This is a genomic window from Pseudomonas sp. QE6 (assembly GCF_041379005.1).
Classification (GTDB): Bacteria; Pseudomonadota; Gammaproteobacteria; order Pseudomonadales; family Pseudomonadaceae; genus Pseudomonas.
Map to the genome: position 1 here is coordinate 3,085,655 of NZ_CP166873.1, position 19,444 is coordinate 3,105,098.

Annotated in this window: 16 protein-coding genes; 8 read left to right on the plus strand and 8 right to left on the minus strand. The window is 65.4% G+C overall.

Annotated elements, in window-relative coordinates; all coding sequences use genetic code 11:
* Positions 1-136: 136 nt before the first annotated feature.
* Complete coding sequence (locus tag ACAW63_RS14340; RefSeq protein WP_371226205.1) at positions 137-1,384, minus strand: ribonucleotide-diphosphate reductase subunit beta; 1,248 nt, start codon at positions 1,382-1,384, stop codon at positions 137-139.
* 335 nt (positions 1,385-1,719) lie between these two features.
* On the minus strand, positions 1,720-4,611 hold the full coding sequence (locus ACAW63_RS14345) for a ribonucleoside-diphosphate reductase subunit alpha (protein ID WP_371226207.1): 2,892 nt from the start codon (positions 4,609-4,611) through the stop codon (positions 1,720-1,722).
* Positions 4,612-5,380: 769 nt separating this feature from the next.
* Between ACAW63_RS14345 and ACAW63_RS14350 the strand changes: the two genes are divergently transcribed.
* The 6 genes from ACAW63_RS14350 to modC all read left to right on the plus strand — a co-directional run bounded on the left by ACAW63_RS14350 (position 5,381) and on the right by modC (position 11,109).
* The gene (locus ACAW63_RS14350; protein ID WP_371226209.1) at positions 5,381-6,085 is read left to right on the plus strand and encodes a response regulator; all 705 of its coding nucleotides are present in this window, start codon (positions 5,381-5,383) and stop codon (positions 6,083-6,085) included.
* Between the two features lie 45 nt (positions 6,086-6,130).
* Positions 6,131-6,646 (plus strand): GNAT family N-acetyltransferase, encoded by a 516-nt coding sequence (locus tag ACAW63_RS14355; RefSeq protein WP_275607880.1) that lies wholly within the window; start codon positions 6,131-6,133, stop codon positions 6,644-6,646.
* Positions 6,643-8,262, plus strand: a complete 1,620-nt coding sequence (locus tag ACAW63_RS14360; protein WP_371226212.1) for an ATP-binding protein — start codon at positions 6,643-6,645, stop codon at positions 8,260-8,262. Before ACAW63_RS14355 ends, ACAW63_RS14360 begins: the two co-directional genes overlap by 4 nt.
* A 275-nt stretch (positions 8,263-8,537) precedes the next feature.
* Entirely contained in the window at positions 8,538-9,293 is a 756-nt protein-coding gene (gene modA, locus ACAW63_RS14365; protein ID WP_371226214.1) for a molybdate ABC transporter substrate-binding protein, read from the plus strand.
* A 24-nt stretch (positions 9,294-9,317) separates the two neighbouring features.
* Positions 9,318-9,998: a molybdate ABC transporter permease subunit gene (gene modB / locus ACAW63_RS14370; RefSeq protein WP_371226216.1), complete on the plus strand. Its 681-nt coding sequence runs from the start codon at positions 9,318-9,320 to the stop codon at positions 9,996-9,998.
* 7 nt (positions 9,999-10,005) lie between these two features.
* On the plus strand, positions 10,006-11,109 hold the full coding sequence (gene modC / locus ACAW63_RS14375) for a molybdenum ABC transporter ATP-binding protein (protein ID WP_371226218.1): 1,104 nt from the start codon (positions 10,006-10,008) through the stop codon (positions 11,107-11,109).
* A gap of 243 nt (positions 11,110-11,352) precedes the next feature.
* Here the strand turns inward: modC and ACAW63_RS14380 are convergent, their stop codons facing one another.
* Entirely contained in the window at positions 11,353-12,066 is a 714-nt protein-coding gene (locus ACAW63_RS14380; RefSeq protein ID WP_371226220.1) for a 4'-phosphopantetheinyl transferase superfamily protein, read from the minus strand.
* 260 nt (positions 12,067-12,326) lie between these two features.
* Positions 12,327-13,118: a dienelactone hydrolase family protein gene (locus tag ACAW63_RS14385; RefSeq protein WP_371226223.1), complete on the minus strand. Its 792-nt coding sequence runs from the start codon at positions 13,116-13,118 to the stop codon at positions 12,327-12,329.
* Positions 13,119-13,288: 170 nt separating this feature from the next.
* Between ACAW63_RS14385 and ACAW63_RS14390 the strand changes: the two genes are divergently transcribed.
* Both ACAW63_RS14390 and ACAW63_RS14395 read left to right on the plus strand, forming a co-directional pair.
* A complete protein-coding gene (locus ACAW63_RS14390) occupies positions 13,289-13,960 on the plus strand; it encodes a polysaccharide lyase family 7 protein (RefSeq protein WP_371226225.1) in 672 nt (223 codons plus the stop codon).
* A gap of 11 nt (positions 13,961-13,971) precedes the next feature.
* A complete protein-coding gene (locus tag ACAW63_RS14395) occupies positions 13,972-15,165 on the plus strand; it encodes a lytic murein transglycosylase (RefSeq protein WP_371226227.1) in 1,194 nt (397 codons plus the stop codon).
* A 363-nt stretch (positions 15,166-15,528) separates the two neighbouring features.
* On the opposite strand, the gene ACAW63_RS14400 is transcribed toward ACAW63_RS14395, so the two are convergent.
* The 4 genes from ACAW63_RS14400 to ACAW63_RS14415 are packed head-to-tail and all read right to left on the minus strand — an operon-like array spanning position 15,529 to position 19,437.
* Positions 15,529-16,128 carry a cytochrome c3 family protein gene (locus ACAW63_RS14400; RefSeq protein WP_371226229.1) on the minus strand — a complete coding sequence of 200 codons (600 nt, stop codon included), beginning with the start codon at positions 16,126-16,128 and terminating at the stop codon, positions 15,529-15,531.
* 9 nt (positions 16,129-16,137) lie between these two features.
* Positions 16,138-16,623 (minus strand): nitrate reductase cytochrome c-type subunit, encoded by a 486-nt coding sequence (locus ACAW63_RS14405; protein ID WP_371226231.1) that lies wholly within the window; start codon positions 16,621-16,623, stop codon positions 16,138-16,140.
* A 10-nt stretch (positions 16,624-16,633) separates the two neighbouring features.
* Positions 16,634-19,138, minus strand: coding sequence for a nitrate reductase catalytic subunit NapA (napA, locus tag ACAW63_RS14410; RefSeq protein WP_371226233.1), 2,505 nt, complete (start codon positions 19,136-19,138; stop codon positions 16,634-16,636).
* Positions 19,135-19,437 carry a chaperone NapD gene (locus tag ACAW63_RS14415; protein WP_371234676.1) on the minus strand — a complete coding sequence of 101 codons (303 nt, stop codon included), beginning with the start codon at positions 19,435-19,437 and terminating at the stop codon, positions 19,135-19,137. The genes napA and ACAW63_RS14415 overlap by 4 nt, the downstream gene beginning before the upstream one ends.
* Positions 19,438-19,444 lie beyond the last annotated feature (7 nt).

Genomic DNA, 19,444 nt, shown 5'->3' on the forward strand with positions numbered 1-19,444 from the left:
TCGACTGCTCCTCTTCGCCGCCATCCTTAGCGGCTCCAAGGTTCTTGCTTGTTACACTCCGCACTCATTTGGTGCGTTTGTTTCACTTTGAAGTGAAAAAGTTTTACTTCTTAGTGAAAAATGACGACTACTTCCGTCAGTCCCAGCTCAGCGCGCCGCCGGTCTGGTACTCGATCACGCGGGTCTCGAAGAAGTTCTTTTCCTTCTTGAGGTCCATGATTTCGCTCATCCACGGGAACGGGTTGCTGGTGCCCGGGTATTCCTCTTTGAGGCCGATCTGGGTCAGGCGGCGGTTGGCGATGAACTTGAGGTAGTCCTCCATCATCGCCGCGTTCATGCCCAGTACGCCGCGCGGCATGGTGTCGCGAGCGTATTCGATCTCCAGCTGGGTGCCCTGGAGGATCATCTGGGTGGCCTCGTCCTTCATCTGGGCATCCCACAGGTGCGGGTTTTCGATCTTGATCTGGTTGATCACGTCGATGCCGAAGTTCAGGTGCATGGATTCGTCGCGCAGGATGTACTGGAACTGCTCGGCGGTGCCGGTCATCTTGTTGCGGCGGCCCATGGAGAGGATCTGGGTGAAGCCGCAGTAGAAGAAGATGCCTTCCAGGACGCAGTAGTAGGCGATCAGGTTGCGCAGGAACTGGCGGTCGGTCTCCGGGGTGCCGGTCTGGAACTTGGGATCGGAGATCGAGCGGGTGTACTTCAGGCCCCAGGACGCTTTCTTCGCGACGCTCGGGATCTCGTGGTACATGTTGAAGATTTCGCCCTCGTCCATGCCCAGCGACTCGATGCAGTACTGGTAGGCGTGGGTGTGGATCGCTTCCTCGAAGGCCTGGCGCAGGATGTATTGGCGGCACTCGGGGTTGGTGATCAGGCGGTAGACGGCCAGCACCAGGTTGTTGGCGACCAGGGAGTCGGCGGTGGAGAAGAAGCCGAGGTTGCGCATGACGATGCGGCGCTCGTCTTCGGACAGGCCGTCCTTGCTCTTCCACAGGGCAATGTCGGCGTTCATGTTCACTTCCTGGGGCATCCAGTGGTTGGCGCAACCATCCAGATACTTCTGCCAGGCCCAGTCGTACTTGAAGGGTACGAGCTGGTTGAGGTCGGCGCGGGCGTTGATCATCTGCTTGTCGCCGACCTGTACGCGGGCGGCGGAGCCTTCCAGATCGTCCAGGCCTTCCTGGATGTCCAGGGCGTCGAGGGCCTGCTTGGCACGGGCAACGGCGTCGGAGTCGGCGGCGGAAACGGCGCGTGCTTCTTCGACCGAGCCGGCGGCTTCGGAGTCGAGTCGGTCAGCGCTTTGCGCGGCGGCCTGGGCGACTGCCGGGGCGGCCTTGGTTTCGGTGGCGTCTTCTTTGTCGAATTCGTCCCAGCTCAGCATGGGTCCTCTCCTGTTCTGGATGGCCGTTCTGTGGCGGCCTGATGTCTGGTGGCGTGTGTGAGTGCACGCTAAGAGCTTGTGCTTCTTCCGTCCTGCGCGGTGCGCGGCGGAGGAGGCTGTTGTTCGGTAGGGCGGAGGAGCCTTGAAGAGCCCCTCACCCTAACCCTCTCCCTGGGGGAGAGGGGACTTTGAAACTCCGTGGTTTCGGCGGTGCCTCGGAGCGAGGCCGCGCTAGGCGCCTGGTAGGTCGGAGCCCCTGAGCGTACGACTGTACGTGATGGGCGCCGACCTGCCGGGCAACGACGCGCGGACCGTTCCGAGGACCGCTTACTCCATTACTGGCAGGCTTCGCAGTCCGGGTTGTCGATGCTGCAGGCCTTGGGTACAGGGGCCGGCTGCGGCGCGGCGGCCGGAGCGGCTTGCAGGCCTTCGTCGCCACCGGCCGACACGGCGTTGAGCTTGCCGGTGTTGATGGTGGACTTCTCGGTGCTGGTGGCGGCCAGGGCACGGAGGTAGTAGGTGGTCTTCAGACCACGGTACCAGGCCATGCGGTAGGTCACGTCCAGCTTCTTGCCCGAGGCGCCGGCGATGTAGAGGTTCAGGGACTGGGCCTGATCGATCCACTTCTGGCGGCGGCTGGCGGCGTCGACGATCCACTTGGTCTCGACTTCGAAGGCGGTGGCGTACAGGTCCTTCAGGTCTTGCGGGATGCGCTCGATCTGCTGCACGGAGCCGTCGTAGTACTTCAGGTCGTTGACCATGACCGGGTCCCACAGGCCGCGCACTTTCAGGTCGCGAACCAGGTAGGGGTTGATCACGGTGAACTCGCCGGAGAGGTTCGATTTCACGTACAGGTTCTGGTAGGTCGGCTCGATGGACTGCGATACGCCGGTGATGTTGGCGATGGTCGCGGTCGGCGCGATGGCCATGATGTTCGAGTTACGGATGCCTTTCTGTACGCGAGCACGGACCGGAGCCCAGTCGAGGGATTCGCTCAGGTCGACATCGATGTACTTCTGGCCACGGGCTTCGATGAGGATCTGCTGGGAGTCCAGCGGCAGGATGCCCTTGGACCACAGGGAGCCGTCGAAGGTCTCGTAGGCGCCACGCTCGTCGGCCAGGTCACAGGAGGCCTGGATGGCGAAGTAGCTCACCGCTTCCATGGACTTGTCGGCGAACTCGATGGCAGCGTCGGAGCCGTACGGGATGTGCTGCAGGTACAGCGCGTCCTGGAAGCCCATGATGCCCAGGCCGACCGGACGGTGCTTGAGGTTCGAGTTGCGAGCCTGCGGGACCGAGTAGTAGTTGATGTCGATAACGTTATCGAGCATGCGCACGGCGGTCTTCACGGTCTTCTCGAGCTTGGCGGTGTCCAGCTTGCCGTCGACGATGTGGTTGACCAGGTTGATCGAGCCCAGGTTGCAGACGGCGATTTCGTCGGCATTGGTGTTCAGGGTGATCTCGGTGCACAGGTTCGAGCTGTGGACCACGCCCACGTGCTGCTGCGGGCTGCGCAGGTTGCACGGGTCCTTGAAGGTCAGCCACGGGTGGCCGGTCTCGAAGAGCATGGAGAGCATCTTGCGCCACAGGTCCTTTGCCTGGACGACCTTGAACACCTTGATCTTGTTGTACTCGGTCAGGGCTTCGTAATACTCGTAGCGCTCTTCGAAGGCCTTGCCGGTCAGATCGTGCAGGTCCGGTACTTCGGACGGGGAGAACAGGGTCCACTTGCCGTCGTCGAAGACGCGCTTCATGAACAGGTCCGGAATCCAGTTCGCGGTGTTCATGTCGTGGGTACGGCGACGGTCGTCACCGGTGTTCTTGCGCAGCTCGAGGAATTCCTCGATGTCCAGGTGCCAGGTTTCCAGGTAGGCGCAGACGGCGCCCTTGCGCTTGCCACCCTGGTTCACGGCGACGGCGGTGTCGTTCACCACTTTCAGGAACGGAACCACGCCCTGGGATTTGCCGTTGGTGCCCTTGATGTAGGAGCCCAGCGCGCGCACCGGAGTCCAGTCGTTGCCCAGGCCGCCGGCGAATTTCGACAGCATGGCGTTGTCGTGGATGGCGTTGTAGATGCCCGACAGGTCGTCCGGAACGGTGGTCAGGTAGCAGCTGGAGAGCTGCGGACGCAGGGTGCCGGCGTTGAACAGGGTCGGGGTGGACGACATGTAGTCGAACGAGGAGAGCAGGTTGTAGAACTCGATGGCGCGAGCTTCACGGTCCTTCTCTTCGATGGCCAGGCCCATGGCCACGCGCATGAAGAAGACCTGTGGCAGTTCGAAACGGATGCCGTCCTTGTGGATGAAGTAGCGGTCGTACAGGGTCTGCAGGCCCAGGTAGGTGAACTGCTGGTCGCGCTCGTGGTTCAGCGCGGCGCCCAGCTTGGCCAGGTCGAATTCCTTGAGCTTGCTGTCGATCAGCTCGAACTCGGCGCCTTTCTCGACGTAGGCGGCCAGGGCCTTGGTGTAGAGGTCGGCCATCTCGTGGTGAGTGGCGCTCTCGGCCACGCCCAGGAAGCCCAGGGCTTCGGCGCGCAGGGTGTCCATCAGCAGGCGGGCGGTGACGTAGGAGTAGTTCGGCTCGCGCTCGACCAGGGTACGGGCGGTCATCACCAGGGCGGTGTTGACGTCCTTCTCGGCCACGCCGTCGTACAGGTTCTTCAGGGTTTCGCGTTCGATCAGGTCGCCATCGACTTCGGCCAGGCCTTCGCAGGCTTCGCGGATGATGGTCTGCAGGCGGCCCATGTCCAGCGGCTGGGTGCTGCCGTCGGCCTTGGTGATGCGGATGCTCGGGTGCGGCTGGGCGATGTCGCTGGCGGTGCCGGCGTTCTTGCGCTCGTTGGCACGGGCTTCGCGGTAGATCACGTAGTCGCGGGCGACTTTCTGCTCGCCGGCACGCATCAGGGACAGTTCGACCTGGTCCTGGATTTCTTCGATGTGGATGGTGCCACCGGAGGGCATGCGGCGCTTGAAGGTCGCGGTGACCTGTTCGGTCAGGCGGCGCACGGTCTCATGGATGCGCGACGAGGCGGCAGCGGTGCCGCCTTCCACGGCGAGGAACGCCTTGGTGATGGCTACGGTGATCTTGTCATCGGTGTAGGGGACTACGGTGCCGTTGCGCTTGATCACGCGCAGCTGGCCCGGCGCGGTGGCGGCCAGATCCTGGGCGGATTCGGCGGCCTGCGGCGCTGCGGCCTGCGGGTTCTCGCGAGTGGTGTCGATTTGCATGGGTGGTGTTCTCCACGTTCTCGTAATTGGTGTGTTACTGGCACTGTCGGTGCCGGCCCGAAAATAAAGAGCGAAAAGAGCAGTGGCCCACGGCAGGACCGCGAGCTGAAAAATTCTTTGGAGCAGGGGGATAGAGACCCGAAGCGCCTCCCTGGCCCAAATCGGGTGCCGGCTTTACGGGCCGGGACCACAATACCTAGTGGTGTTGACGCTATCGTTGCAACACCAGTACCGCGTTTCCATCGACATGAATCGCTCCTTGCGGGTCGGCCCGCTCGGTCCATCAGTACGGCTGGAATACGTTGTGGTTGAACCGGAGGAGCCGTGGAACAGGCTCGCGACTTCGACTTTCTTCTTGTGTCCGGTTCACTGTGACAAACCCAAGATGTAGGGGTAAGCCACAACGGGGATACAAGATAATGCGCTAGTGGGGGGTTTGCAAGGCGAGAGGCGTGGGAAAAGCTGTGGATAAAATGTGGGTGAAATGTGGGTGAAGCGGGGTAACTCGCGCCAGCCCGCATGCTGAGCGCCTTTCACCGTTCGTCGTGGTTGGTGACAGATTTTTCACGCACTGGGGTGGCGTCGCGAGGAGGAGAACACTACCACAATATGTAGTGTTTTTGCCGCAGCAGCCCTTGACCTTTCCGGGCAATCTCTGTCCATGCCGCCGGCGTGCGGCGGGGCGGGCAATCTGGCTACAATGCCGGCCGCTTTCGCGGGCTTTCTGCTTCAGTCAATCAGGAGGGCCCGCCCTGCATCAGGAGGCAAGGTGGAACAAGAAGCGCGCATTCTCATCGTCGAAGACGACCAGCGACTGGCCGAGCTGACCCAGGATTACCTGGAGAGCAACGGCCTGGCGGTCGCCATCGAGTCCAACGGCGCGGCGGCGGTGGCGCGGGTGCTGGCCGAGCGCCCGGACCTGGTGGTGCTCGACCTGATGCTGCCCGGCGAGGATGGCCTGTCGATCTGCAAGCGCCTGCGCCCGGACTACGATGGCCCGATCCTGATGCTCACCGCGCGCACCGATGACATGGACCAGGTGCAGGGCCTGGAGATGGGCGCCGACGACTATGTGTGCAAGCCGGTGCGCCCGCGCCTGCTGCTGGCACGCATCCGCGCCTTGCTGCGGCGCAGCGAGCCGGCCGAGGCCGCTCCGGCTTCCGGGGGCAAGCGCCTGACCTTCGGCAAGCTGGTGATCGACAACGCCATGCGCGAGGCCTGGCTGGACGAGCAGACCATCGAGCTGACCAGCGCCGAGTTCGACCTGCTCTGGCTGCTGGCGTCGAACGCCGGGCGCATTCTTTCCCGCGAGGAAATCTTCAACCTGCTGCGCGGCATCGAGTACGACGGCCAGGACCGTTCCATCGATGTGCGCATCTCGCGCATCCGCCCGAAGATCGGCGACGACCCGATGCATCCGCGGCTGATCAAGACGGTGCGCAGCAAGGGTTATCTGTTTGTCGGGGAGCTGTGAGCCTTGGCCGGCCAGGGGTTTCCTGAGCTGCACGGCGAGCGCTTCTTGCTGCGTGCGTTTTCCGATGCGGATCAGCCGGCGGTATTTCGCGCGCTGTCGCACCCGCAGGTGATCCGTTACTACGGTGTTTCCTACGCGACGCTCGAAGCCACCCGCGAGCAGATGGAGTGGTTCGAGCGCATCCATGAAGAAGGCAGCGGCATCTGGTGGGCGATCTGCCGGCCCGATACGCGTGCCGAGGTCATCGGTGGTTGCGGCTTCAATAACTGGCTGCAGGGACATCGTCGCCTGGAGCTGGGTTACTGGCTGATGCCGGAGTACTGGGGGCATGGTGTGATGAGCGAGTGCCTGCCGCTGATCCTGCGGCACGCCTTCGTCGAGATGAAGGTGCATCGCATCGAGGCCGAGGTGGAGACGGAGAACACCGCCAGCAGCCGCCTGCTGCTCCGGCACGGTTTCGTCCATGAGGGACGGCGGCGCGAGTGCGAGGTGAAGGATGGCGCGTTCGTCAGCCTGGATAACTTCGGCTTGCTCGATCCGGCGGCTGTGCCGCAGCCATGAAATCCATCTTCCTGCGCATCTACGGCGGCATGCTGCTGACCCTGGTGCTGGTGGCCGCCCTCGGCGTGCTGACCCTGCACCTGGTCAACGAGGTGCGCGGCGAGCGTTATCGCGAGGACCTGGCGCGCGGCACTTTCCGCCTGATGGCCGATGAGCTGTTGCCGATGGCAGAGGTGGATCGCAAGCGCGCGCTGACCCAGTGGAGCCGCCTGCTGGGCATTCCGCTGAAGCTGGTCAGCCTGGATGGCCTGGGTATGGAAGGGCGCAGCCGGGCGCGGCTGATGAACGACCAGGTGCTGGTGCAGGCCGTTGACGATACGCACAGGGTGGAGGTGCTCACCCAGGTCAGCGCGGCGGAGGGACTGATCCTTGCCGGCGAGGTGGAGCAGGTCAGCGAGCAGCTGGCGCGGGCGACTATCTACCTGCTGATGGATGAGCTCAAGCGTTATCCGGCCAGCGAGCAGCCTTACCATCTGGCGCGCATCGTTCGCGACAAGCGCTTCGGCTACGAGGTGCACCTGCTCAGCATCAAGGAAGTGGACCTCGACGACGACCAGAGCCGCCGCGTGGAGGAGGGCGACACGGTGATGGCGCTGGGCAAGGACGGCGATTCCATCCGCGTGCTGGCCGGCATCCTCGATACGCCCTGGGTGCTGGAGCTGGGGCCGATCTACCAGATGAACCCCTATCCGCCGCAGTTGCTGTCGATCATCGTGATCGTCGCCCTGAGCCTGATCGGCCTGACCCTGTACCTGTTGATCAGCGGCCTGGAACAGCGCCTGCGCAGTCTGGAGTCGGCTGCCACGCGCATTGCCCGTGGCAGCCTGGATACCCGCGTGGAGGCGCGCGGCGCCGACTCGGTGGGGCGCCTGGCGGGGGCGTTCAACCATATGGCGGAGCAGTTGCAGTTGCTCCTGGCGATGCAGCGCGAGCTGGTGCGCGCGGTGTCCCATGAGTTGCGCACGCCGGTGGCGCGCCTGCGTTTCGGCCTGGAGATGATCGAGTCGGCGGAGACCGATGCGGCGCGGCGCAAGTACATGGAGGGCATGGACGGCGACATCCAGGACCTCGACCAACTGGTGGACGAGATGCTCACCTATGCGCGCCTGGAGCAGGGCTCGCCGGCGCTGACCTACCAGCGTCTGGAGCTGGCGGCCTTGGTGGAGCAGGTGGTTTCGGAAATCGCGCCGCTGCGGCGGGAGATCGCCGTCAGCATCGTGCAGGGACCGCTGGTGCCGTTCGACCAGGGCAGCTGGGTGGAGGCCGAGCCGCGCTACCTGCACCGCGCGCTGCAGAACCTGCTGACCAATGCCCTGCGTTATGCCGAGGGCCGCGTGCGGGTCAGCTTCCGGGTCAGCGTGGACCGCTGCCAGGTGGATGTCGAAGACGATGGTCCGGGGGTGCCGGAATCGCAGTGGCCGCGCCTGTTCCAGCCGTTCTTCCGGGCCGATGACAGCCGTGCGCGGGGCACGGGCGGGCATGGGCTGGGGCTGTCGATCGTGCGGCGGATCGTCCATTGGCATGGCGGGCGGGCGTCGATCGCGCGCAGCGAGAGCCTGGGCGGCGCCTGCTTCTCTCTGGTCTGGCCGCGCCGGCAGGCGCCCAAGATCGAATGAGGCGGGCGTCCAGGTCTGGGTAAGTTTCCGCCAGCATATTCGCGATATTTGACCTTTAGGTCAAAAAATGCAGAATGCTGCCGATGTCGCCGACCTGGTCGGGGCGTTTCGCTTTAAGCCGCTTTCTTCCTTTCGCTTGAGTTCCCCATGAGGGGTATTGCAGCTTCGCGGCTATCGTTATGTAATTTTAGTTATAGCGAGCATGCCAGCGCAGCCGGTGCGTTCGTCCGTCTCGACCTCGAAGCCTGATAACAACAATCCACTGGAGCCTCACGATGAACCACCGCTTCGCTCGTTTCTCCCTGCTGGTCGCTTCCTGCTTCGCCCTGCACTCGGCGCTGGCAGATGAAGTGCAGGTTGCCGTCGCCGCCAACTTCACCGCGCCGATCCAGGCGATCGCCAGGGACTTCGAGAAGGACACCGGCCACAAGCTGGTCGCCGCTTACGGCGCCACCGGCCAGTTCTACACCCAGATCAAGAACGGCGCGCCGTTCGAGGTGTTCCTCGCCGCCGACGACAGCACGCCGAAGAAGCTGGAGGCGGAGAAGGCGATCGTCCCCGGCTCGCGCTTCACCTACGCCATCGGCACCCTGGCGCTGTGGTCGCCGAAGGACGGCTACGTCGACGCCAAGGGCGAGGTGCTGAGGAAGGATGAATTCAGGCACCTGTCCATCGCCAACCCGAAAGCCGCGCCCTACGGCCTGGCCGCCACCCAGGTGCTGGACAAGATGGGCTTGAAGGACAAGGTCGCCGGCAAGGTCGTCGAAGGCCAGAACATCGCCCAGGCGTTCCAGTTCGTTTCCACTGGCAATGCCGAACTGGGCTTCGTGGCGTTGTCGCAGGTTTACAAGGATGGCAAGGTGACGAGTGGTTCCGCGTGGATCGTGCCAGCCGAGCTGCATGACCCGATCCGCCAGGACGCGGTGATCCTCAACAAGGGCAAGGACAGTGCCGCCGCCAGGGCGCTGGTCGAGTACCTGAAGGGGCCGAAAGCCGCCGCGGTGATCAAGTCCTACGGCTACGAAATCTGATTCTCGAACAGGCAAGGAAGAGCGATGCCCCTGACACAGGAGGATTTCCAGGCCATCTGGCTCACCGTCGAGCTGGCGGCCCTGAGTACGGCGATTCTCCTGCTGATCGGCACGCCCATCGCCTGGTGGCTGGCGCGCACCCGCTCCTGGCTGAAAGGCCCGCTGGGGGCGGTGGTGGCGCTGCCGCTGGTGCTGCCGCCGACGGTGATCGGCTTCTACCTGCTGATCGCCCTGGGGCCAAACGGTTTCATCGGGCAGGCGACCGAGAGCCTGGGTCTGGGGCGTTTGCCCTTCACCTTCGCAGGCCTCGTGGTGGGCTCGGTGTTCTACTCGCTACCCTTCGTGGTGCAGCCGTTGCAGAACGCCTTCGAGGCGATCGGCGACAAACCGCTGGAGGCCGCCGCGACGCTGCGGGCGGGCCCCCTGGATACCTTCTTCTCCGTGGTCCTGCCGTTGGCGCGGCCGGGCTTCATCACCGCCAGCATCCTCGGCTTCGCCCATACGGTCGGCGAATTCGGCGTGGTGCTGATGATTGGCGGCAACATTCCGGGCAAGACCCGCGTGGTGTCGGTACAGATCTTCGATCACGTCGAGGCCATGGAGTACGCCCAGGCGCACTGGCTGTCCGGTGGCATGGTGGTGTTCTCCTTCCTCGTCCTGCTGGCGCTCTACGCGAGCCGTCGCAGCCGTTCGGCCTGGGCCTGAGGTGGGCATGAACGAAGCCATCGACGGGCGAGCCATCGAAGCGCGGTTCCAGATCGCCTACCCAGGCTTCAGCCTGGAGGTGGACCTGCAACTGCCGGGGCGCGGCGTCACCGCGCTGTTCGGCCATTCCGGCTCCGGCAAGAGCACCTGCCTGCGCTGTGTGGCGGGGCTCGAACGTGCGCCGCTCGGTCGCCTGGTGGTAAACGGGGAGGTCTGGCAGGACAGCGCCATGGGCGTGTTCCTGCCGCCGCACCGGCGTGCGCTGGGTTATGTGTTCCAGGACGCCAACCTGTTCGAGCACCTGTCGGTACGGCGCAATCTCACCTACGGCATGAAGCGCGTACCGCGCGACCAGCATCGCGTGGCGCTGGAGCAGGCCACCGAGCTGCTGGGCATCGGCCACCTGCTGGAACGCATGCCGGCGAACCTCTCCGGCGGCGAGCGGCAGCGCGTCGGCATAGCCCGCGCGCTGCTGACCAGCCCGCGCCTGCTGCTGATGGACGAGCCGCTGGCGGCGCTGGACCTCAAGCGCAAGGCGGAAATCCTGCCGTACCTGGAGCACCTGCATGACGAGCTGGATATACCGATCCTCTATGTCAGCCACTCGCCGGACGAAGTCGCGCGGCTGGCCGACCACCTGGTGCTGCTCGACCAGGGCAAGGCGATCGCCAGCGGGCCGGTCGTCCAGACCCTGGCGCGCACCGACCTGCCGATTTCGCACCTGGAAGACGCCGGCGTGGTCATCGATGGGCAAGTGCTGGAGCACAACGCCGAGTACGGCCTGCTTACCCTGGCGCTGCCGCAGTGCGAGCAGCGCATTCGCCTGGCCCATGCGCCGATGGAAAAGGGCCGGGCGCTGCGCATCAAGGTGCAGGCGCGGGACGTCAGCCTGAGCCTGGAGCCGGCGGCGCACAGCAGCATCCTCAACGTGCTGCCGGCGACGGTGGTGGAGATGGTGCCCACGGACAATCCCGCGCACCTGCTGGTGAAGCTGGACGTGGCCGGCACGCCGCTGCTGGCGCGGATCACCCTCTATTCCTTTGACCAGCTCGGCCTGCACGCCGGGCAGGTGGTGTGGGCGCAGATCAAGTCGGTGGCGTTGCTGGCCTGAGGCTGCGTGCTTTTCGTAGGAGCGAGCTTGCTCGCGAACGGGGCCTCGACCCAGTGTCAGGTTGATAGGAAGAGCTTCGCGAGCAAGCTCGCTCCTACAGGATAGGCCCCGTGCCCATGGGGCACGGACAAAGAAAAAGGACGACCAACACGGGCCGCCCTTTTTTCTTTCAGATTACGCCTTGCGCCCGTGACGAGCATCCTGGTCGCGCCGGGAGCCGGCGCCGATGCTGTGGCATGGCCGTCAGATGTCCGCGGGAATCGCCACCAGGCTGAGCAGACGATCGCCGAACAGGCTGAATTGCCCGTCGATTTCCTTGCCGTGGTGCCACTCCGCCGACAGGTCGGTGAGCAGGCGCAGCCGTGCGTGGCCGCCGGCGGACCAGCTCAGCAGCTCGGCGTGCTCGAAGTAGAAGCGCTGGCGGACCAGCGGGAAGAGTGCCTTGAACAGGCTTTCCTTGAGCGAGAAGGTGAGGGTGACCTGCAGGGCGGCCTGCTCGGGGGCGAGCCGGGACAGTTCGTCCGGGGTGAGGATTTCGCCGGCCAGGCGCTGGGCGCGGGTGCTGTCGAGGCGGCTCTCCACGTCCAGCCCCAGGCCGCGCCAGGCATGGCTGTGGGCGACCACGGCGGCGGCCCAGCCATCGCCATGGGTGATCGATCCACAGAAGCCCGATGGCCAGATCGGTGCGCGCTCGTCATCGGTGTCGGGCACCACGGCGTCGCCACCGCTGGCCTGCAACGCCGCGCGGGCGCAGAGACGGCCGGCGAGGTATTCGGCCTGACGCTTGGCGACAGCGCGCTGGATGTTCGCCGGGGCCGGCACCTGGCTGGCCTGGAAGTCATCGGGTAGCAGGCGGTTGCGATCGAAGTGGGTGCTGCGCAGCTGGCAGCCGGCCAGCGGAGTGGGCAGCGGCCAGTCGGCGGAGAGCGGGGTGCAGAAGGCGGGCAGGGTGGTCATGGCGAACATTCTGCCGCGCCGGAACGTGGCTCACCAGTCACGCGGCGATTACATTCCTTTGCAAACCTTCACCAAAGGCGTACGGATTCGCCGGCGCGGCTTTGCCAAACTGCCGGCCGCGTTTCCCAATGGGGACGCAGGTGAGGTTGTTGTCGGGGCGCCGCCAAGGCGGGCTCCGGCCTTTACACTTGATTGAGTGCGGGAGTCCCCAGGGGCTCCCGTTTTTTTTTTTGCGCTGCGTTTTTGTTGACGGAGAAGGCTCAGGACTTCTCCTCGAAGATGTCCTTGAAGAACGCCTGCAGGTCCGCCCAGGACTTCTGGTCGGCGGTCTTGTCGTAGCCCACGTCGAGGCCGTGGCCCTTGTGCTTGTCGGCGTCCGGATTGGTGAAGCTGTGCTTGGCGCCCGGCTGCACCACCAGCTTGTAGTCGGCCTTGGCGTTGTCCATCTCGCTCTTGAAGGCGGTTACGCTCTCGGCCGTCACCAGGGTGTCGGCGCCGCCGTGCTCGACCAGTATCTTCGCCTTCACCGCGCCCGGTTGCGCCGGTGTGTCGGTGGCCAGCACGCCGTGGAAGCTCGCCACGCCGGCCAGCGGCAGGCCGGCACGGGCCATGTTCAGCACCACCGCGCCGCCGAAGCAGTAGCCGATCGCGGCGATCTTGCTCGGGTCGGTCTGCGGTTGCTTCTTCAGCAGGTCGAGGCCGGCCTGGAAACGCGCCTTGGCGGCGTCGGGGTTCTTCAGGGCTTCGGCCATGAAGGTCTTGGCGTCGTTGGGGTGCTCGGTGTGCTTGCCGCCGCCGTACATGTCGATGGCCAGCGCGCTGTAGCCCAGCGCGGCGAGGTCGCGGGCGCGGCGCTTGGCGTAGTCGTTGAGCCCCCACCATTCGTGCACCACCAGTACGCCGGGGCGGATGCCGGATTTGGCGTCGTCGTAGGCGAAGTAGCCGATCATCTTGGTGCCGTCGGCGGACTGGTAGGGAATTTCCCGGGTCTTGATCGCGGCGCCGGCACTGGCGGCGAAGGCGAACAGCAACAGGGCGGTGAACAGGCGCATGGGACTCTCCGTGGCGGTGGCCGAAGGCAACCTTGAGAAGATAGACGCTTCTGCGGCGAGTGCCCGCCGAGTTGGCGACGACCCGCTCAAGCTCGCGGCGATGGATGAAATGTAAGACGGCCTCGACTACCCTTGGCGCCATTCCCCCGACCCCGGAAAGCGATTGGCCGATGCTGGACCTCAGTACCTGGAACCTGACCATTCCCCAGCGCGGCCCGGCCGCGACCATTTCCACTGCAATGCTGAATCGCGATTACCAGAGCCCGTACTTCCAGCGCAACGTCAACGGCGTGGAGTTCTGGGTGCCGGTCAACGGCGCGCACACCAACGGTACCGAGTACCCGCGCACCGAACTGCGCGAGACGGCGCGCAACGGTGCGCTGTCCTTCTGGCGCTATCCGAAGGCCGACAACCTGCTGGTGGCTACCCTGCGAGTCGACATGGTGCCGTCGTCCCGGCGCATGGTGATCGGGCAGATCCACAGCAACGGCAGCGGCAGTGCCGAAGCGCTGCCGCTGGTGAAGCTGGTCTATCAGCAGCGCCTGAATCTGGGCCGCGTGCAGGCGCTGGTGCGCGAGCATCCCGATGATGTCTCCACCCGTACCTATACCGTGTACGAAGGCATCCCCCTGGGCGAGGCGTTCAGCTACCGGCTGGGCGTATCGCGCAGCGGCCTGCTGACCGTCCAGGTCAAGGACGGCCAGGTGACCCAGCAACTGGACCCGCAGTGGGCCTTCCAGGGGCTGTACTTCAAGGCCGGGCTCTATCTGCAGGACAATCGCGGACCCGCGAGCGAAGGTGGCCGGGCCACCTTCAGCAACCTGACCATTTACCACCAATGAGGATGTTTTCCATGGCGTTGCGCACTTCCCTGGCCCTTTCCCTGCTGCTGCCAGCCGCGCTGGCGCAGGCGGCTCCCGGCGACGACTTCGGCGCCTGCCTGGATCGCCTGCAGGACAAGGCCCGGGCCAGTGGCGTCAGCGCCGCCAGCTACGCGCGCTTCACCCAGGGCCTGCAGGCGGACATGAGCGTGCTGCCGCTGCTCGATGCGCAGCCGGAGTTCACCACGCCGATCTGGGATTACCTGGCGGGACTGGTGGACGAGCAGCGCGTGGCCGACGGCAAGGCGATGATGACCGAGCACGCCGAGCTGCTGCGCAAGGTCGCCGCGCGCTACCAGATCGACCCGGCCGCCGTGGTCGCGGTGTGGGGCGTGGAGAGCGATTACGGGCGCATCACCGGCAAGCGGCCGCTGCTGGTGTCGCTGTCCACCTTGTCCTGCTACGGGCGGCGGCAGTCGTTCTTCCAGGGCGAGTTCATCGCCACCCTCAAGCTGCTGCAGGCGGGCGACATCCGCGACCGCGGCATCACCGGCTCCTGGGCCGGCGCCTTCGGCCAGACGCAGTTCATGCCGTCCACCTATGCGCGCATTGCCGAAGACTTCGACGGCGACGGTCATCGCGACCTGGTAGGCAGCACCGCCGACGCCCTGGCCTCCACCGCCAACTACCTGCGCAAGGCGGGCTGGCGCGAAGGCCAGCCCTGGGGCTACGAGGTGAAACTGCCGGCCGGCTTCGACCCGGCGCTGGCCGGGCGCACCAAGCGCCGGGCGCTCTCCGACTGGACCGCGCGCGGCGTGCGGCGCATCGACGGCAAGCCGATCCCGAGCCTGGATTCCAAGGCCGCCATCCTGCTGCCGGCGGGCGCCAACGGGCCGGCTTTCCTGGTGCTGCGCAACTACGACGCGATCTACTCCTACAACGCGGCGGAGAGCTATGCGCTGGCCATTTCCCTGCTGTCCGACCGCCTGCGTGGCGAACCGGGGCTGCGCACCGCCTGGCCGACCGACGATCCAGGCCTGAGCCGGGTGCAGCGCAAGGAGCTGCAGGAATTGCTGCAGCAGCGCGGTTATGACATCGGCAAGGCCGACGGCATGATCGGCGACGTGACGCGCCGGGCGATCCAGGAGGAGCAGCGCAAGCGCGGCATCAGCCCGGCCGATGGGCGGGCGGGGCAGAGGATTCTCAAGGCGTTGCAGGGCCGGTAACAGGCGTCGTCTCTACGTCCCCGACAACAGAGGCCCCGGCATATGCCGGGGCCTCTGTTTTTGTAGGGGCAGCGGTGTTCTTCTGGACAGCCTGCGTCGCTCTACCTCCTGCATCCATGCAGTCGTCTCCCGGAGGGAGAGGGGGCAGATCGTGCCGGCTGATGCCGTGGTTTCATCCTGCACCGAACGGTCCCCTCTCCCCCTGGGAGAGGGTTAGGGTGAGGGCCGCCCCAAGCGCAGATGTATCTCGTAGGAGCGGACTTCGTCCGCGATTTAGCCTCGCGTGAGATTCATCGCGGACGGAGTCCGCTCCTACGAAAGCCGTCCCGTGCCTGGCAGGAATCGCGCTCGCGCCTGCCCGCCTCACTCCCACCCCTTCACCCCGCTCATGTCCGGCAGGTGGTGGGCGATGCCCTTGTGGCAGTCGATGCAGGTGGCGCCGCCGGAGGCCAGTGCCGTGGAGTGCATCTGCCGCGCGCGCTGGCTCTGGCGGGTGAAGTCCATGGACTCGAAGTTGTGGCAGTTGCGGCACTCCAGCGAGTCGTTGGCCTTGAGCCGCGCCCATTCGTGTTCGGCCAGCTCGCGGCGGTGGTCGAGGAATTTCTCCCGCGTGTTGATGGTGCCGAAGATCTTGCCCCAGACCTCCTTGGAGGCCTGCATCTTGCGCGCGATCTTGTCGGTCCACTTGTGCGGCACGTGACAGTCCGGGCAGGTGGCGCGCACGCCGGAGCGGTTGCTGTAGTGGATGGTGTCCTTGAGCTCGACGAAGACGTTGTCGCGCATCTCGTGGCAGGAGGTGCAGAAGGCCTCGGTGTTGGTCGCCTCCAGCGCGGTGTTGAAGCCGCCCCAGAAGATGATTCCGGCGATGAACCCGGCCAGGGTCAGGAAGCCCAGGCTGTAGTGCACGCTGGGCCGGCGCAGGACGGTCCAGTAACCCCTGAGCCAGGCGAACAATGCTTTCATGGCGCCTCCTCAGGGGTTGCCGTTTGCAGCGGCGTCGCGCTGGAGGATCGTGTCGACGTCTTCGAAGGTGTTGCCCACCAGCGGTTTCACGTCCTTCTGCGGGACATGGCACTGCACGCAGAAGTAGCGCCGTGGCGCGACGGCGGCCAGCGGCTGGCCGTCGCGGTCCATGTAGTGGGTGATGCTGATCATCGGCGCCTGCACCCGCGCGCTGTTGGAGCGGCTGTGGCAGGACAGGCACTTGTTGCTGTTGCTGTCGATGCGGTAGCCGACGATGGTGTGCGGGATGGTCGGTGGTTGCTCGGGGTAGTTGCGCTCGCGGCGGATGTCCTTGTTCTCGTCGTTGGCCAGCGGCGGCGCGGGACGGTCCTGGCTGATGGTGCCGCCGGGGCGGCGGCCGTCAGGGGCCGGGGCATCCAGCGGATAGTTCAGGTCGGCGGCCAGCGCGGTCAGGGTGACCAGCATCAGCACCAGGGTAGAGATCGTCTTGTTCATCGCGCGCTCCTCAGGCCAGGCTGACCAGTTCGATGCGCACTGCGCATTTCTTGTAGTCGGTCTGCTTGGAGATCGGGTCGGTGGCGTCCAGCGTGACCTTGTTGATCAGCTTGTTGGCATCGAAGAAGGGCACGAACACCAGCCCCTGCGGCGGCTTGTTGCGCCCGCGCGTTTCGATGCGCGCGCGGATTTCGCCGCGTCGGCTGATCACCTTCACCTCGCTGCCGCGCCGCATCTTCAGCTCGCGGGCGTCGTCGGGGTGCATGTACACCACGGCGTCGGGCACCGCCTTGTACAGCTCCGGTACGCGCTGGGTCATGCTGCCGGTGTGCCAGTGTTCGAGCACGCGGCCGGTGGCGAGCCAGAATGGGTACTCCTTGTCCGGCGCCTCCGCCGGCGGCTCGTAGGGCAGGGCGAAGATGATCGCCTTCTTGTCCGGATAGCCGTAGAACTGCAGGCCGCTGCCCTTGGCCACGTAGGGGTCGTAGCCTTCGCGGTAGCGCCAGCGGGTTTCCTTGCCGTCCACCACCGGCCAGCGCAGGCCGCGGGCTTCGTGGTAGTCGTCGAAGGGCGCGAGGTCGTGACCGTGGCCACGGCCGAAGCTGGCGTATTCCTCGAACAGGCCTTTCTGGATGTAGAAGCCGAAGGCCTTGGCCTCGTCGTTCTCGAAGCCCTTGGCGACCTGGTCGGCGCCGAAGGCGTCCACCTGGCCGTTCTTGAAGAGCACCTCATAGAGCGTCTTGCCCTTGAGCTGCGGTGCCTTGGCCAGCAGCTCGGCGGGCCAGACCTCGTCGGTGGTGAAGCGCCTGGAGAATTCCACCAGTTGCCAGAGGTCGGACTTCGCCTCGCCCGGCGCCTTCACCAGCTGGTGCCAGAACTGCGTGCGGCGCTCGGCGTTGCCGTAGGCGCCTTCCTTTTCCACCCACATGGCGCTGGGCAGGATCAGGTCGGCGGCCTGGGCCGAGACGGTGGGGTAGACGTCGGAGACGATCACGAAGTTTTCCGGGTTGCGCCAGCCCGGCAGGACTTCCTGCATGACGTTGGGCCCGGCCTGCATGTTGTTGCTGACCTGGGTCCAGTACACGTTGAGCACGCCGTCCTTGAGCATCCGGCTCTGCTGCACGGCGTGGAAGCCGATCTTTTCCTGGATGGTGCCGGCGGGCACTTTCCAGATCTTCTCGGCGGTTTCGCGGTGCTTCGAATTGGTCACCACCAGGTCGGCGGGCAGGCGGTGGGCGAAGGTGCCCACTTCGCGCGCGGTGCCGCAGGCCGAGGGCTGGCCGGTGAGGGAGAAGGGGCTGTTGCCCGGCTCGCTGATCTTCCCGGTGAGCAGGTGGATGTTGTAGATCAGGTTGTTCGCCCAGACCCCGCGGGTGTGCTGGTTGAAGCCCATGGTCCAGAAGGACATCACCTTGCGCTTCGGGTCGGCATACAGCTCGGCCAGGGCCTTGAGGCGTTCGGCCGGCACGCCGGTTTCCTGGGCGGTGCGCTCCAGGGTGTAGGGTTTGACGAAGGCGGCGAATTCCTCGAAGCCGATGTCGCTCCAGGTGTTGGCCTTGTCCGCGTTCTTCGCCTTCTTCTCCAGCGGGTCGGTGGGCCGCAGGCCATAGCCGATGTCCTCGGCGCCATGGGCGAAGCGGGTGTGCTTGTCGACGAAGTCGCGGTTCACCGCGCCGCTTTCGATGATGTGGTTGGCGATGTAGTTGAGGATGTAGAGGTCGGTCTGCGGCTTGAACACCATGGGGATGTCGGCCAGGTCGAAGCTGCGATGCTCGAAGGTGGACAGCACCGCGACCTTCACCTGCGGCGCGCTCAGCCGGCGATCGGTGACCCGCGACCAGAGCACCGGGTGCATCTCGGCCATGTTCGAGCCCCAGAGCACGAAGGTGTCGGTGGCCTCGATGTCGTCGTAGCAGCCCATCGGCTCGTCCATGCCGAAGCTGCGCATGAAGCCCATCACCGCCGAAGCCATGCAGTGCCGCGCGTTGGGGTCGATGTTGTTGCTGCGCAGGCCGGCCTTGAACAGCTTGTTGGCGGCGTAGCCTTCCCACACCGTCCATTGCCCGGAGCCGAACATGCCCACCGAGCCCGGGCCCTTGGCCTTGATCGCGGCCTTGAACTTCTCGGCCATGATGTCGAAGGCGGCATCCCAGCTGATCGGCTGGAACTCGCCCTGCTTGTCGAACTTGCCGTCCTTCATGCGCAGCAGGGGGCGGGTCAGGCGGTCGCTGCCGTACATGATCTTGGACAGGAAATAGCCCTTCACGCAGTTGATCCCGCGATTGACCTCGGCCTTGATGTCGCCGTGGGTGGCGACCACCTTGCCGTCGCGGGTGGCGACCATCACGCTGCAGCCGGTGCCGCAGAAGCGGCAGGGCGCCTTGTTCCAGTCCAGGCGGGTCATGTCCGCCTCGGTGACCAGGTTGCTGGCGGAACTCAGGATCGGCAGGCCGGCGGCGGCCGCGGCGATGGCGGCGGCGTTGGCCTTGGCGAACTGGCGGCGGGTCAGGTTCATCGGGCACCTCCGGCCTGGGCGGGAACGGGTTTGGGTTCGATCTGCGGGTGTTCGGGGGACTCGACGATCTCGTGGTAGATCAGCACCGCGTTGAGCACGCCGGGCAGGTTCTGGATGGCATCGAGGTTGTCGAGGATGCTCTGCTCGTGCTCGGCTTCGAGCACCACCACCAGCTTTCCCTGGGGGCTCTGCTGGTGCACTTCCAGGTGCGGCAGGCACTGCAGGTTGGTCTTCACCGCGTCCAGCAGTTCCGGGCGCGTGTGCACGATCAGGCTGGCGATCTGGATGCTCTCGGGCAGCGTGTTT

Excerpts from the sequence above, each read along its gene's own strand:
- ACAW63_RS14340 (WP_371226205.1), bottom strand. The coding sequence starts at position 1,384 with ATGCTGAGCTGGGACGAATTCGACAAAGAAGACGCCACCGAAACCAAG.
- ACAW63_RS14345 (WP_371226207.1), bottom strand. The coding sequence starts at position 4,611 with ATGCAAATCGACACCACTCGCGAGAACCCGCAGGCCGCAGCGCCGCAG.
- ACAW63_RS14360 (WP_371226212.1), top strand. The coding sequence starts at position 6,643 with ATGAAATCCATCTTCCTGCGCATCTACGGCGGCATGCTGCTGACCCTG.
- modA (WP_371226214.1), top strand. The coding sequence starts at position 8,538 with ATGAACCACCGCTTCGCTCGTTTCTCCCTGCTGGTCGCTTCCTGCTTC.
- modB (WP_371226216.1), top strand. The coding sequence starts at position 9,318 with ATGCCCCTGACACAGGAGGATTTCCAGGCCATCTGGCTCACCGTCGAG.
- modC (WP_371226218.1), top strand. The coding sequence starts at position 10,006 with ATGAACGAAGCCATCGACGGGCGAGCCATCGAAGCGCGGTTCCAGATC.
- ACAW63_RS14380 (WP_371226220.1), bottom strand. The coding sequence starts at position 12,066 with ATGACCACCCTGCCCGCCTTCTGCACCCCGCTCTCCGCCGACTGGCCG.
- ACAW63_RS14385 (WP_371226223.1), bottom strand. The coding sequence starts at position 13,118 with ATGCGCCTGTTCACCGCCCTGTTGCTGTTCGCCTTCGCCGCCAGTGCC.
- ACAW63_RS14390 (WP_371226225.1), top strand. The coding sequence starts at position 13,289 with ATGCTGGACCTCAGTACCTGGAACCTGACCATTCCCCAGCGCGGCCCG.
- ACAW63_RS14395 (WP_371226227.1), top strand. The coding sequence starts at position 13,972 with ATGGCGTTGCGCACTTCCCTGGCCCTTTCCCTGCTGCTGCCAGCCGCG.
- ACAW63_RS14400 (WP_371226229.1), bottom strand. The coding sequence starts at position 16,128 with ATGAAAGCATTGTTCGCCTGGCTCAGGGGTTACTGGACCGTCCTGCGC.
- ACAW63_RS14405 (WP_371226231.1), bottom strand. The coding sequence starts at position 16,623 with ATGAACAAGACGATCTCTACCCTGGTGCTGATGCTGGTCACCCTGACC.
- napA (WP_371226233.1), bottom strand. The coding sequence starts at position 19,138 with ATGAACCTGACCCGCCGCCAGTTCGCCAAGGCCAACGCCGCCGCCATC.